The following is a 13,369-nucleotide window of genomic DNA, read 5'->3' on the forward strand; positions in this document are numbered from 1 at the left end:
CTTACCGGCATTCGCCTCATGACGTTGATCCCCGTTTCAGGGGAAAGAGGAGCCCTCAGGTCAGACCCCGTACCGTTCGGGCTTCGGAGTACGCGACATCAGCAGGCGGCCGGCATCCTTCGGGCTCAGCCCGCCGTGCATCACCGCGACGATGCCCTCGGTGATCGGCATCTCCACATTGTGCCGCCGCGCCAGCTCGAGGATCGCGTCGCAGGACTTGACGCCCTCGGCCGTCTGCTTGGTGACCCTGACGACCTCCTCCAGGCTCATGCCGCGCCCGAGGTTCTCGCCGAAGGTGCGGTTCCGCGACAGTGGCGAACTGCACGTCGCGACCAGGTCGCCCATGCCCGCCAGCCCCGCGAACGTGTGCTGGTCCGCGCCGAGCGCCGCCCCCAGCCGGGCGATCTCCGCCAGGCCCCGGGTCATCAGCAGCGCCCGTACGTTGTCGCCCATGCCCATGCCGGCCGCGATGCCGACGGCCAGGGCGATGACGTTCTTGACCGCGCCGCCGAGCTCACAGCCGATGACGTCATGGTTCGTGTACGCGCGGAAGTAGGGGGTCATGCAGGCGAGCTGCAGCTTCTGCGCGGTCGGCTCGTCGACGCACGCCACGGCGGCGGCGGACGGCTCCTCGAGAGCGATCTCACGGGCGAGATTCGGGCCCGTCACGACCGCCACGCGCTCCTCCGGCACGTCCGCCACCTCACGGACGACCTCGCTCATCCGCTTGCAGGTGCCCAGCTCGATGCCCTTCATCAGGCTCACCAGCACCGCGTCGGCGGGTATCAGCGGCCGCCACTCCGCCAGCCCCGAGCGCAGCGTCTGGGCGGGGACGGCCAGCATGACGTACGCCGCGCCGTCCAGTGCCTCGGCGACCTCGGTGGTGGCCCTCAGCCGGTCGGGGAGGCGTACACCCGGGAGATAGTCGGGATTCTCCCGCCGCTCGTTGATCGCCTCGACCAGCTCGGCGCGGCGCCCCCACACCGTGACGTCACCGCCCGCGTCGGCCAGCACCTTGGCGAAGACGGTGCCCCATGATCCTGCCCCGAATACCGCGATCTTCAAGAGGCCTTGGCCTCCTTGCCCGTGTCGCTTCCCTCAGCCTCGGCCGTACGGTCCGCCGGGGCGTCGCCCGCCGCACTCGTCTCCGCTTCGGCCGTGCCGTCCTGCTCGGCCTCGGCCGCGTCACTCGCCTTGGCCTCCACCGTACGGTCCGGCTCAGCCTCGGCCGCACGGCTCGCCTTGACGCCGGCCCCGTCACTCGCCTCCGCGCGGGCCGTACGGTCCGGCTCAGCCGCCTCACGCGCCTCCGTCTCGCCCGCACGTTTCGGCTCGGCCGCGTCGCCCGCCTCCGCGTCGGCCGTACGGATCGGCTCGGCGTCGTCCGTTCGGCTCGCCTCAACCTCGGCCGCGTCGGTCGCCTCGGCCTCGGTCGGATCGCCCTTCTCGGCGGCGCGGCGGGCGCGAGTGACCTCCTTGTGGTCGTACAGCTTCTCCGGCGCGGGCTCGCCGCGCAGCTCGCCGAGCAGGTCGGCGATGGCCCGCATGATGTCGGCGGTCGCGGCGTTCAGCGTCGCCGCGTCGAGCGGCCGGCCCTCGTACTTCGACAGGTCGACCGGCGGACCGGCGATGACGTGCATGGTCTTGCGCGGGAACGGCCGGAACTTCTTCGTGCCGTACGGCCACAGGATGTGCGCGCCCCAGTGCGCGACGGGGATCACCGGGACTCCGGTGGTGAGGGCCATCCGCGCGGCGCCGGTCTTGCCGGCCATCGGCCACAGGTCCGGGTCGCGGGTGCAGGTGCCCTCCGGGTAGAAGATCACGCACTCGCCCCCGCGCAGGCCCTTCTCGGCGTCACGGAGGGCCAGTGCCGCGTCGGACCGCTCGCGGTACACCGGGATCTGCCCGGTCCGGCGGATGATCCGCCCGATCACCGGGGTCTTGAACACGCCGGCCTTGGCGAGGTAGACGGGGAAGCGGCCCGCCTTGTAGATGAAGTGGGCGAGGGCGAGGGGGTCGGACCACGACAGGTGGTTGACGGCAATGATCACTCCGCCCTTCCGCGGGATGTTGTCCTGCCCCTTCCAGTCCCGCTTCAACAGCGTGAACAGCAACGGGCGCAGAATCCCCACGACGATCGCGCGCCAGACGGGCGACTGATCCATGCCCTCCTCCTCACTTCGTCCCGGTCGCGCCGGGGTGTCGTCAAGTGTCGCGGGTGGTTCCGCGTAGTGTCGACCCACGATGTCCGATACCCATCGCCTCGCGTGGACGCTCGTCGTGCCGGTCAAGCCGCTGGCCCGCGCGAAGTCACGGCTGTCCGGCCCCGCGGGCCCGCATCGCGAACGGCTCGCGCTGGCCATCGCGACCGACACCGTATCCGCCGCGCTGCGCTGCCCACGGGTGCGGGGGGTCGTGGTGGTCACCGACGACCCCGTCGCCGCCCCCGCGCTGGCGGCGCTCGGCGCCCACGTCGTGCCCGACGAGCCGGACGCCGGGCTCAACCCGGCCCTCGTTCACGGCGTCGAGCGGGCACGGCTGCTGGCCCCGGACGGGGGCGTGGGCGCGATGTCGGCCGACCTGCCGGCCCTGCGGCCCGCCGAGCTAGATCGGGTGCTGGAGGCCGCCGAGGAGGCGCCGAACGCCTTCCTGCCCGACCTCGCGGGCGCCGGTACGACGCTGTACACGGCACGGCCCGGGATGATGTTCGCCCCCGCCTTCGGGACGGACTCCCGCGCCCGGCACCGGGAGCTCGGCGCGCGCGAACTGCTGCTGGACGACGTCGCCAGCGTGCGCCAGGATGTCGACACGATCGACGACCTGCGGGCCGCCTTGGCGCTCGGCGTCGGACCGCGCACGGCCTCCGTGGCCCCTCTGCTACCGGTCGGCGCCGGATGACGGAGCGCCGTACGGCTCCCGTGGCCCCCTGCCGCCGATCAGTGCCGAGTGACGGACCGCCGTACAGCCTCCGTCGCCCCACTGCCACCGGTCGGCGCCGGGTGACCGACCCCTGTACGGCCCGGACGCTTTAGTCTGTCCGGCATGCAGGGGACGGTGAAGGCGTACGACGCCGAGACGCGGACCGGCAGCGTGCTGCTGGACGACGGGAGCGAGATGGCCTTCGACGCGGCGGCGTTCGACGCCGGCGGCCTGCGGCTGCTGAGGTTCGGGCAGCGGGTCAACCTGGCGGTCGAGGGCGAGCGCATCACGGTCGTCACGCTGTCGACGTTCCCCCTGCCCTGAGCCGCTTCTTCTCACCAACGACCACGACGGCGCCCGGGAGACGGATGTCTCGCCGGGCGCCGTCGATGGACCGTTATTTCTTCTTGGCTCCGGCCACGAGGTTCTTGAAATCCGAACCGGCCTTGAACTTCGGAACCGAGGTCGCGGGCACCTTGATCGTGGCGCCGGTCGCCGGGTTGCGGGCCTCGCGAGCCGGCCGATCGGCCTTCTCGAAAGATCCAAAACCGGTGATGGCCACCTTCTCGCCCTTGGCCACGGTCTCCTGAATGGTGTCCAGGATCGCGTCAACGGCTTCCGTCGCCGCTTTCTTGCTACCTACTCGCTCAGCGATCGCATCGACGAGTTCGCGTTTGTTCATGGGTTTGCTCCTCTTCCCCCTTGCTCGCTCGAAACTAGGGGACCTTGGGCCATCTACACAATCACCCATGGCCGATGTTTTCGGCTGTGTCGCAGGCCGAAGAGCCATTCAAGGAACGTTTTCATCGTCGTCGAGCTCGATCATGAAGGATTCGAGACGCTTGATCGCAAGTGTCGGATCCCTCTTGGCAAGATCGGTTATCAGCAAGAGTTGCCTGGTCAGGCGGGGTTTGAGCCCATCCGGGAGGTCGGCGACGCGCGTGTGCGCCTCGCGCAGCCGCCGGGCAAGGGCGTTCAGCTCCGGGTCGTCCCAGTGCGGCCCGGACGTTGTTGCCATCATCACACTTCGTCACCTGCTTCCCGTGGAGGCGCGCCGCGCCTCGGACGGCAGAAGGGGCCGGCAGCGACTGCTGCCGGCCCCTCCACCGTACGTACGCGGGCGATCAGGCCGTCACCGGGAGCCAGGGCCGCCGGTTCTGCTCGAAGGTCGTGATCGCGTCGGCGTTACGGAGAGTGAGGCCGATGTCGTCCAGACCCTCCAGCAGCCGCCAGCGGGTGTAGTCGTCGATCTCGAACGTCTGAACGCCGTCCTCGCAGCGCAGCTCGCGGCGCTCCAGGTCGATGGTGAACTCCTTTGCCGGGTTCGCCTCGATCTTGTCCTGGAGGCGCTCTACGGTCTCCTCGGACAGTTCGATCGGCAGCAGGCCCATCTTGGTGGCGTTGTTGCGGAAGATGTCGCCGAAGCGGGCCGACACGACGGCGCGGAAGCCGTACTGCTGCAGCGCCCAGACGGCGTGCTCGCGGGACGATCCGGTGCCGAAGTCGGGCCCGGCGACGAGGATCGACGCGCCCTGGTACTCCGGCTGGTTCAGGACGAAGCCGGGGTCCTCGCGCCAGGCGGCGAACAGGCCCTTCTCGAAGCCGGTACGGCTGACCTGCTTGAGCCAGACCGCCGGGATGATCTGGTCGGTGTCGACGTTGTCGCGCCGCAGCGGCACGGCGCGGCCCGTGTGCGTGGTGAAGGCTTCCATGGCTGGCTCCGTTACAGGTCGGCCGGGGCGGTCAGGCGCCCGGTGACGGCGGTGGCGGCGGCGACGGCGGGCGAGACCAGGTGGGTGCGGCCGCCCTTGCCCTGCCGGCCCTCGAAGTTGCGGTTGGAGGTCGAGGCGCTGCGCTCCCCCGGCTTGAGCTGGTCGGGGTTCATGCCCAGGCACATCGAGCAGCCCGCCTCGCGCCACTCGGCGCCCGCGGCCTTGAAGACCTCATTGAGACCCTCTTCCTCGGCCTGCGCCTTGACCTTCATGGAGCCCGGCACGATGAGCATCCGCACGCCGTCGGCGACCTTGCGGCCCTTGATCACCTCCGCCGCCGCGCGCAGGTCCTCGATCCGGCCGTTGGTGCAGGAGCCGACGAAGACGGTGTCGACGGCGACGTCGCGCAGCGGGGTGCCCGCGGTCAGGCCCATGTACTCCAGGGCCCGCTCGGCGGCGGAGCGGCGCGTCGGCTCCGCGAACGAGGCCGGGTCCGGCACGCTCGACGCCAGCGGAGCGCCCTGGCCGGGGTTGGTGCCCCAGGTGACGAACGGGGTGAGCTCGGAGGCCTCGATGACGACCTCCTTGTCGAAGGTCGCGTCGTCGTCGGTGCGCAGCGACCGCCAGTACTCCTTGGCGGCCTCCCAGTCGGCGCCGGAGGGCGCGTGCGGGCGGCCCTCGAGGTAGGCGAAGGTCGTCTCGTCCGGCGCGATCATGCCGGCGCGCGCCGGCCTCGATGGACATGTTGCAGACCGTCATGCGGCCCTCCATCGACAGCGACCGGATCGCCTCGCCGCGGTACTCGATGATGTGGCCCTGGCCGCCGCCCGTGCCGATCTTCGCGATGATCGCCAGGATGAGGTCCTTGGCGGTCACGCCGTACGGCAGCTCGCCGTTGACCGTGACGGCCATCATCTTCGGCTTGCGCTGTGGCAGCGTCTGGGTGGCGAGGACGTGCTCGACCTCGCTCGTGCCGATGCCGAACGCCAGCGCCCCGAACGCTCCGTGCGTGGAGGTGTGCGAGTCGCCGCAGACGACCGTCATGCCCGGCTGGGTCAGGCCCAGCTGCGGGCCGATGACGTGCACGATGCCCTGACCGGCGTCGCCCATCGGGTGCAGGCGGACGCCGAACTCCGCGCAGTTCTTGCGCAGCGTCTCGACCTGGGTGCGCGACACCGGGTCGGCGATCGGCTTGAGGATGTCGGTGGTCGGGACGTTGTGGTCCTCGGTGGCGATCGTCAGGTCCGGGCGCCGGACCGTACGGTTCGCCATGCGCAGGCCGTCGAAGGCCTGCGGGCTGGTGACCTCGTGGATGAGGTGGAGATCGATGTAGAGGACGTCCGGCTCGCCCTCGGCGCTCCGTACGACGTGCGCGTCGTAAACCTTGTCCGCCAGTGTTCGGCCCATCACTCCACCTCTTCCGGGTCTCTTACTCCTCTGCTCACGACTTGCATCTCAGATTGCGAGACGGCAGTATCGAAGCATGGACAACTCTAGCGGAGTCGGCGTGCTGGACAAAGCCGTTCTCGTCCTGAACGCCCTGGAGGCCGGCCCGGCCTCGCTCGCCCAGCTGGTGCAGACGACCGGCCTGGCCCGGCCCACCGCCCACCGGCTCGCCGTCGCGCTGGAGCACCACCGCATGGTCCACCGTGACACCCAGGGCCGGTTCATCCTCGGCCCCCGGCTGGCCGAGCTGGCCGCCGCGGCCGGCGAGGATCGTCTCCTCGCCGTCGCTCAGCCGATCCTGACCCAGTTGCGCGACCTGACCGGCGAGAGCGCGCAGCTCTACCGGCGGCAGGGCGACGTGCGCGTGTGCGTGGCGGCGGCCGAGCGGATGAGCGGGCTGCGCGACACCGTCCCGGTCGGCAGCGCGCTGCCCATGACGGCGGGCTCCGCCGCCCAGATCCTTCTCGCCTGGGAGGAGCCCGACCGCCTGCACCGAGGGCTGCGCGGCGCGAAGTTCACCGCCACGACGCTCGCCTCCGTACGGCGCCGGGGCTGGGCGCAGAGCGTCGGCGAGCGCGAGCAGGGGGTCGCCTCCGTTTCCGCCCCGATCCGGGGCACCGGCGGCCGGGTGATCGCGGCCATCTCGGTCTCCGGGCCGATCGAGCGCCTCACGCGCGCCCCCGGCCGCATGCACGCGCCGCCCGTCCTGGCCGCCGCCGAAAAGATCTCCGAGTCGATGCGCCGCGGCTGAGCCCCGCGCCGGCCGCTCCTCCCCCGAGTCGCGGCAACGGTTGGATAGTGACGCCCCCCAAGAATTGGATAGCGATAGTATCCAGTCGAGGGGGGCGCATGAAGATCTCTGAGCTCAGCGATCGGAGCGGGCTGCCGGTCCAGACGATCAAGTACTACATCCGGGAGGGCCTCCTCCCGAAGGGCACGGCCACCGCGGCGACCAGGGCGGAGTACGACGGCCGGCATCTCGATCGGCTCCGGCTGATCAAGGCCCTCCGGGGGGTGGGCGATCTGCCGATCGCGTCCGTCCAGCAGATCGTCGCTGCCGTCGACGACGAGGACATCCCGCTGCACGAGCTGCTCGGCACGGCCCAGTACGCCCTGGGCCCCGGGGCCGAACCGCACCCCGAGGACCCCGACTGGCGGGCCGCGCGAGAGGACGTCGACGCGATCATCGCCGAGCTCGGCTGGCGGGTGCTGCCGGACGCCCCGACCCGTGACCTCCTCGCCCAGGCCTTCGTCGCCCTGCGCCGGCTCGGCCTGCCCATCGTCCTGAGCGACCTCCGCCCGTACATCGAGGCCGCCGAGCTCATCGCGGACCACGAGGTCGGCGCGCTGTCGCTCGACGAGGACCGCGAGAAGGCCGTGCAGACCGTCGTCGCCACCAACGTCCTGTACGAACGGGTCCTCATCGCCCTGCGCCGGATGGCCCAGGAGAACGTCTCGGCCCTCCGCTTCGACGACGAGGGCTAAGGTGCGCGCGGCTCGGCTGATCTCCCTCGTCCTCCTGCTGCAGAGCCGGGAGTCGATGACCGCCGGGGAGCTGGCGCGGCGACTCGAGGTCTCCGAACGCACCATCACCCGCGACATGCTGGCGCTCGCGGAGGCTGGCGTTCCCGTGTACGCCGACCGCGGCCGGGGCGGCGGCTACCGGCTGCTCGAGGGCTACCGCACCCGGCTCACCGGACTGGGCCGGGCGGAGGCCGAGGCGCTGTTCCTGTCAGGGGTTCCCGGTCCGCTACGCGACATGGGATTGGGCGACGCCGCGCTCGCCGCCCGGCTGAAGGTCTCGGCGGCGCTGCTGCCCGAGCTGCGCGACGCCTCCGCGACGGCCGCCCAGCGCTTCCACCTGGACGCCCCCGCGTGGTTCCGCATCGCGGACCGCCCACCGCTGCTGCCGGAGCTGTCACAGGCGGTGTGGGACGACCGCGTCATCTCGGTCCGCTACCGGCGCGGCGATCGGGTCACCGACCACGCCCTCGAGCCGTACGGCCTGGTGCTCAAGGCCGGCGTCTGGTACACGGTCGGCCGTGAGGTCGGCCGTGAGGTCGGCCGTGAGGTCGGCCGTGAGGTCGGCCGTGACGTCGGCCGTGACGTCGGCCGTGACGTCGGCCGTGACGTCGGCCGTGACGTCGGCCAGGAAACCGGCCAGGGTCGAATGGTTCGGGAGAGTCCGGGTCGGTCGGGTGGGGAGACTCGCGTCACGGGCCGGTTCCTGGTGTTCCGCGTGGATCGTTTCGAGGACGTGCGCCGCGACGAGGACGGCTTCGTCCGTGACGAGGACTTCGACCTGGCGGCGTTCTGGGACGAACGGGCGGAGGCATTCGAGCGCTCACTGCTGAGGACGCGCGCCACGCTCCGGCTGACACCCGCGGGGCTGCGGGTGCTGCGCCATGTCGCGGATCCCGCCGCGCTGCCCGACGCGATGGCGTCGGCGGGCGCCCCCGACGAGCAGGACCGGGTGACGGTGGTCCTGCCCGTCGAGTCGATCGAGGTCGCCTACTCCCAGATCCTCCGCCTCGGCCCGGAGGCGGAGGTCCTCGACCCGCCCGAGCTGCGCGCCCTTCTGGCGGACGCCGCCGGCCGCATGAGCCGCCTGTACGACACGTAGGCGCACGCGGGTCACCGGCGTGGACGAGTACTTCACCCTCGTCGTCGGCGCGGACGACGAGGGCGGCGAATTCTGGGCCCGGCTCGGCACCGTACTCGACTCCTGCGCGCCAACCGAGATGGGCCCGTCCCGCCGTCTTGCGCGGCATCGCCGCGGAGAGCGCCGACGACGACGGCTGCTGCTGATCCGTTCAGCTCGGTGCCGCCTGAGCGGCGATCACGCTTCGGCGAATGCCGTGTCCAGTCGGCTCGGTGCCGCCCGGGCCGCGATCACGCTTCGGCGAACGCCGTGTCCAGGCCTCATCGGTAGCCGGCGTCGTCGGCGGGCCGACCGGCCTGTCGCACCTCGGTGATGTACCGCCATGCGTCCGGCCGGGTGCCGTCGGCGTCGGTGAAGCCGTAGACGTTCGCCAGCCCGCCACTGGAGAGCGTCTGCCCGCTCCACCGGCCGACGTCGGGGTCGGCGGCGAGCGCCGCGACGGCCCGGCCGACGTACGTCGGCGACTCGGAGACGCAGAAGTGCGGCTCCTTCGCCGTGGCGTCCCGCCAGTTCTCCTCGGTGACGCCGTAGATGTCGAGCATCGCCTCGGACCGCATCCAGCCGGGCGTGACCGCGACCGCCGTGCCCCCGAACGGGCGCAGCTCCTCGGCCTGGGCCAGCGCCATCCGCTGTACGGAGACCTTGACCAGGTCGTAGAAGTACCCGACGTCGGCGCGGTACGCCGCGTTGAACTCGGCCGTCCCGTCCGTCATCTCGACGACCAGGCCACCCGGCCGGCGGATGAGCAGCGGCAGCGCGCAGTGGCTCGTGATGGCGTGCGTGTCGATGCCGAGCCGCAACATCCGCAGCCCGTCCTCCAGCGGCTGCTCCCAGAGCCGCCGCCCGAACCTGAGGTACACGTCGCCGCCCCAGATGTCGTTGATGAGCACGTCGAGCCGCCCGTGATCCCGGTCGATCCGCTCGACGAGGGCGCGTACCTGGTCGGGCTCCAGGTGATCCACGGCCACGGCGATGCCCTCGCCGCCCGCCGCCGTCACCAGCTCGGCCGTCTCCTCGATCGTCTCGGGCCTCCCCACCTCCGAACGCCGCTCGCGCGTCGTCCGCCCGGTGACGTACACGGTGGCGCCCGCCCTGCCGAGTTCGACCGCGATCGCCCGGCCCGCGCCCCGGGTGCCCCCGGCGACCAGTGCGACCTTCTCCTTCAACGTCATACCTCTCCCCTTTCCGCGTGCCGAGGATGCTGGCAGCGAAAGCAGACACCTTGTGTCGTCTTTACGCGGGGAATCATGAGGAGGTGGACTTCGAGACCGCCGCTGACCGGCTCTACGGTGTCTCCCCGTCCGAGTTCACCGCCACGCGGAAGCGGCTGGCCGGGGAACTGTCCCGGGAGGACGCCCGCCGCCTGACCGCGCTCCGCCGTCCGACGGTGTCGGCGTGGGCGGTGAACCAGCTGGTCCGCGACGGGGCGGTCGCGCCGCTGCTCGAGCTGGGCGAGCGGATGCGGGAGGCGTGGTCGTCCGGCGGCGACGTGGGCGAGCCGGAGCGCGAGCGCGGCCCCCTGGTGGACCGGCTGCTGCGCCGGGCGCGAGAGCTGGCCGAGGAGGCGGGCCGGCCGCTGGGCGAATCCCAGGCCCGCGAGGTGGAGGACACCTTGCAAGCCGCCGTCGCCGACCCTTCGGCCGCGGAGGCCGTACGGGCCGGGCGCCTGGAGCATCCGTTGAGCCACTCCGGGTTCGGGCCGCTCGGCGCCGTTGCGCCCTCGGTCACGCATCGCCGGAAGCCGGCCCCGCCCAAGGAGGACCCGCGCATCCGCGCCCGGCGGCTGAAGGAAGAGGCACGGGCCGCCGCCGCACGGCGGGCCGAGGAGGCTGAGCGCGCTCTCGCCGAGTGGCGGTCCGAGCGCGACGCCGCGCGGAAGGCACTGGCCGATGCCGAACGGCGGCTGCGGGAGCTACGGGAACAGGTGAAGGCCGCCGAGGCGGAGCATGCCGAGGCCGCCGGCACGCCCAGGTCTCCGAACGCGAGTACGAGCGCGCCGCGCGTACGGCCGAGGACGCCCGCCGCCGCGCCGACGAGGCCGACCACGCCGCAGACCACTGACGACGCCCCCGACACACCGCAGCCGCCGACCGCGTCTCAGGCCGCCGTCGCCGGCCCTTCGGCGGCGGAGGCCGTACGGACCGGGCGCCTGGAGCACCCGTTGAGCCGCGCCGGGTCCGGACGCTCGGCACCGTCGCGCTGCAGGCCGTTGACGACGGCGCCGACGTGCCGCAGCTGATGACGGCCCTGAAGTGCGGCAACCCACCAGCACCGAACGCGCCATCGTGGCCGGTGCCGGGCGTACCCCGCGGTCGCCGGCCGCGTCTGCGGACACGTCCCCCGGCCGTTCACGGGAGGACCGAACACGCCGCGCACTGTTGAATCAACCGAGTGTCGCTGGCAGAGTAAGATCCACATAAATCCTGGAAGGGTGAGATGTGACCTACGTGCCCCGCCGTGGCCTGGCCGATGTGGACACGAACGTTCCCAATATCGCCCGAATGAACGATTACTTCCTCGGCGGGAAGGATAATTTCGCCGTCGACCGGAAGGCCGCCGACGATCTGCTCGCGATCGCGCCCGAGATCAAGGATATGTCCGTGGAGAACCGGGCGTTCCTGGGGCGCGCGGTGCGGTTCCTCGCCGAGCAGGGCATCGAGCAGTTCATCGACGTCGGATCCGGGCTGCCCACGCAGCGCAACACTCATGAGGTCGCCCGGTCGGTGACGCCCGACGCGCGAATCGTCTACGTCGACAAGGACCCCGTCGTCCTCTCGCACGCGCGGGCGATCCTGGTCGACAACCCGCGGACGGCGGTCGTGGAGGGCGACGTCCTTCACTCGGAGGAGGTCCTCGCCGAGTGCCAGCAGCGCGGGCTCATCGACCTCGAGCGTCCGGTGGCCATCGTGATATGCGGCGCGCTGCACTTCATCCCGCATTCGGATGACCCGTTCAAGAGCGTCGCCTGGCTGCGTGACGCGATTCCGTCCGGGAGCCATCTGGCGATCTCTCACGTCGTCTTCGACACCCACAAGGACATCGTCGATCCGATCGAGGACATCTACCGGGCGATCCTGGAGCGGCCGGGCGAGAACGCGGCACGGACACGCGACCAGGTGCTGCCGTTCTTCGACGGCTTCGAACTGGTTGATCCCGGGCTCGTCTATCTCCGGCAGTGGCGCCCGGACAACCCTTTGGAGGTGCGTTCGCCGGAGAAGGTGTGGATGCTGGGCGGCGTCGGACGCAAGCCCTAGAGACGGGCTTTTAGACCGGCGCTGGCCTCACAGTTCCTTGAGGATGCGGCCGAGGGTGTCGCGGATGCGGGTGGCCGGCTCGGCGTCGATGCACAACCGCTCCATCACCGCCAGATAATTATCCACATCATCACGCTTATCCAAGTACAACGCACTCGTCAACTGCTCCAAATACACCACATCCGGCAAATCCGGCTCAGCAAACCGCAAAATACTGAACGGACCACCCGCCGCCGCATGCCCACCCAGATGAAACGGAACCACCTGCAACGTCACATGCGGCAACTCCGTCACCTCGATCAAATACTCCAACTGCCGCCGCATCACCGCAGCCCCACCCAACGGCCGCCGCAACGCCGCCTCATCCACCACCGCCCAAAAATGCGGCGGATCATCCCCCCGCAACAACGCCTGACGCCGCATCCGCAACCCCACACGCCGCTCGATCTCATGACCCGGCGCATCCGGATGCCCCAGCAACGTCACCGCCCGCGCATAATCCTCCGTCTGCAACAACCCAGGCACGAACTGCACCTCATACGCCCGGATCCGAGACGCCGCCTCCTCCAACCCGATGTACACCTCAAACCACGACGGCAAAATGTCCGAATACGAATGCCACCAACCCGGCTCATTCGCCCGCTCCGCCAACGCCAGCATCGCCGCACGCTCATCCTCCGAGCGCACCCCGTACAAGCTCAGCAGATCCGCGACATCCCGCGCCCGAAACCGAACCCGCCCCAACTCCATCCGGCTGATCTTCGAATGCGAAGCCCGGATCGCCTCACCGGCCTCCTCACACGTGATCCCCCGCGCTTCACGCAACCGCCGCAACTGCGCCCCCAGCACAATACGCAGCACCGTCGGGCCACCACGATGATGACCGAACAGGCTGCTCACGGCCGTCTCGCCGTCAGGCTGAGAACCGATCATGTGCTCCCCTCAGAACACCGAATCCGCCCAGTGTCCCACCGGGGGCGCCGATTGCAAAGCGGTCACGTCGAACGAGCATGCGGACGCTAAAGAAGCATGTGGTCGAAGTCTCCGTCCTTGGCGCCCTGGATGAAGGCGTCGATCTCGGCACGTGTGTAGAGCAGCGCCGGGCCGTCCGGGAAGCGGGAGTTCCGTACGGCGATGGCGCCGTCGGGCAGCTCCGCCAGCTCGACGCAGTTGCCGCTCGGGTTGCTGGCCCGGCTCTTGAGCCAGCTGACCTCCTTCAAGCAGGACGCCGACATTCCGTTGTAGGCCTGATACATCCTCGCCCCTCCACGCCTCTGTCGAGAATGCCCGGTCGCACCTGACGGCCGGACGCCGCTCCCCCCACACGCTGCACGCTCAGATGCACGTGCATTTGAGTGTGCAGCCGTGCTTGCATA

General features: G+C 70.6%; 15 protein-coding genes and 1 pseudogene. 7 read left to right on the forward strand and 9 right to left on the reverse strand.

The genetic code is table 11. The features are described 5' to 3' along the window. Positions 1-60: 60 nt before the first annotated feature. On the reverse strand, positions 61-1,065 hold the full coding sequence (locus tag ACYVF7_RS46965; RefSeq protein WP_460352603.1) for an NAD(P)H-dependent glycerol-3-phosphate dehydrogenase: 1,005 nt from the start codon (positions 1,063-1,065) through the stop codon (positions 61-63). Beyond that, positions 1,062-2,165, reverse strand: a complete 1,104-nt coding sequence (locus ACYVF7_RS46970) for a 1-acyl-sn-glycerol-3-phosphate acyltransferase (RefSeq protein ID WP_460352605.1) — start codon at positions 2,163-2,165, stop codon at positions 1,062-1,064. The genes ACYVF7_RS46965 and ACYVF7_RS46970 overlap by 4 nt, the downstream gene beginning before the upstream one ends. Before the next feature lie 79 nt (positions 2,166-2,244). Between ACYVF7_RS46970 and cofC the strand changes: the two genes are divergently transcribed. Continuing rightward, entirely contained in the window at positions 2,245-2,898 is a 654-nt protein-coding gene (gene cofC / locus ACYVF7_RS46975; protein WP_460352607.1) for a 2-phospho-L-lactate guanylyltransferase, read from the forward strand. A gap of 144 nt (positions 2,899-3,042) precedes the next feature. Further along, positions 3,043-3,243: a hypothetical protein gene (locus ACYVF7_RS46980; protein ID WP_460352608.1), complete on the forward strand. Its 201-nt coding sequence runs from the start codon at positions 3,043-3,045 to the stop codon at positions 3,241-3,243. A 73-nt stretch (positions 3,244-3,316) separates the two neighbouring features. Here ACYVF7_RS46980 and ACYVF7_RS46985 read toward each other — a convergent pair whose 3' ends face one another. The 4 genes and pseudogenes from ACYVF7_RS46985 to leuC all read right to left on the reverse strand — a co-directional run bounded on the left by ACYVF7_RS46985 (position 3,317) and on the right by leuC (position 6,038). After that, complete coding sequence (locus tag ACYVF7_RS46985; protein WP_345443946.1) at positions 3,317-3,601, reverse strand: HU family DNA-binding protein; 285 nt, start codon at positions 3,599-3,601, stop codon at positions 3,317-3,319. A 108-nt stretch (positions 3,602-3,709) separates the two neighbouring features. Continuing rightward, the gene (locus ACYVF7_RS46990) at positions 3,710-3,940 is read right to left on the reverse strand and encodes an SCO5555 family protein (protein WP_460358497.1); all 231 of its coding nucleotides are present in this window, start codon (positions 3,938-3,940) and stop codon (positions 3,710-3,712) included. A gap of 103 nt (positions 3,941-4,043) precedes the next feature. Further along, complete coding sequence (gene leuD, locus ACYVF7_RS46995; RefSeq protein WP_460352610.1) at positions 4,044-4,631, reverse strand: 3-isopropylmalate dehydratase small subunit; 588 nt, start codon at positions 4,629-4,631, stop codon at positions 4,044-4,046. 11 nt (positions 4,632-4,642) lie between these two features. Then, positions 4,643-6,038: pseudogene (gene leuC, locus ACYVF7_RS47000) on the reverse strand (3-isopropylmalate dehydratase large subunit). A 76-nt stretch (positions 6,039-6,114) separates the two neighbouring features. Here leuC and ACYVF7_RS47005 point away from each other — a divergent pair. From ACYVF7_RS47005 to ACYVF7_RS47015, 3 genes are all read left to right on the forward strand, one after another. After that, entirely contained in the window at positions 6,115-6,828 is a 714-nt protein-coding gene (locus ACYVF7_RS47005) for an IclR family transcriptional regulator (RefSeq protein WP_345443956.1), read from the forward strand. A gap of 98 nt (positions 6,829-6,926) precedes the next feature. Then, on the forward strand, positions 6,927-7,562 hold the full coding sequence (locus ACYVF7_RS47010) for a MerR family transcriptional regulator (RefSeq protein ID WP_460352612.1): 636 nt from the start codon (positions 6,927-6,929) through the stop codon (positions 7,560-7,562). A gap of 1 nt (position 7,563) precedes the next feature. Next, positions 7,564-8,700: a helix-turn-helix transcriptional regulator gene (locus ACYVF7_RS47015; protein WP_460352614.1), complete on the forward strand. Its 1,137-nt coding sequence runs from the start codon at positions 7,564-7,566 to the stop codon at positions 8,698-8,700. A 299-nt stretch (positions 8,701-8,999) separates the two neighbouring features. On the opposite strand, the gene ACYVF7_RS47020 is transcribed toward ACYVF7_RS47015, so the two are convergent. Next, positions 9,000-9,911 (reverse strand): SDR family oxidoreductase, encoded by a 912-nt coding sequence (locus ACYVF7_RS47020; RefSeq protein WP_460352616.1) that lies wholly within the window; start codon positions 9,909-9,911, stop codon positions 9,000-9,002. An 83-nt stretch (positions 9,912-9,994) separates the two neighbouring features. Here ACYVF7_RS47020 and ACYVF7_RS47025 point away from each other — a divergent pair, with 83 nt between their 5' ends. Together ACYVF7_RS47025 and ACYVF7_RS47030 are read left to right on the forward strand one after the other, a co-directional pair. Further along, a complete protein-coding gene (locus tag ACYVF7_RS47025) occupies positions 9,995-10,978 on the forward strand; it encodes a hypothetical protein (RefSeq protein ID WP_460352618.1) in 984 nt (327 codons plus the stop codon). Between the two features lie 232 nt (positions 10,979-11,210). Further along, positions 11,211-11,993: an SAM-dependent methyltransferase gene (locus ACYVF7_RS47030; RefSeq protein ID WP_460358500.1), complete on the forward strand. Its 783-nt coding sequence runs from the start codon at positions 11,211-11,213 to the stop codon at positions 11,991-11,993. 27 nt (positions 11,994-12,020) lie between these two features. Here the strand turns inward: ACYVF7_RS47030 and ACYVF7_RS47035 are convergent, their stop codons facing one another. Beyond that, entirely contained in the window at positions 12,021-12,926 is a 906-nt protein-coding gene (locus ACYVF7_RS47035; protein WP_460352620.1) for a helix-turn-helix domain-containing protein, read from the reverse strand. 86 nt (positions 12,927-13,012) lie between these two features. Next, positions 13,013-13,249, reverse strand: a complete 237-nt coding sequence (locus ACYVF7_RS47040; RefSeq protein WP_460352621.1) for a DUF397 domain-containing protein — start codon at positions 13,247-13,249, stop codon at positions 13,013-13,015. Between the last annotated feature and the right edge of the window lie 120 nt (positions 13,250-13,369).

Source organism: Actinoallomurus acanthiterrae (assembly GCF_054775715.1).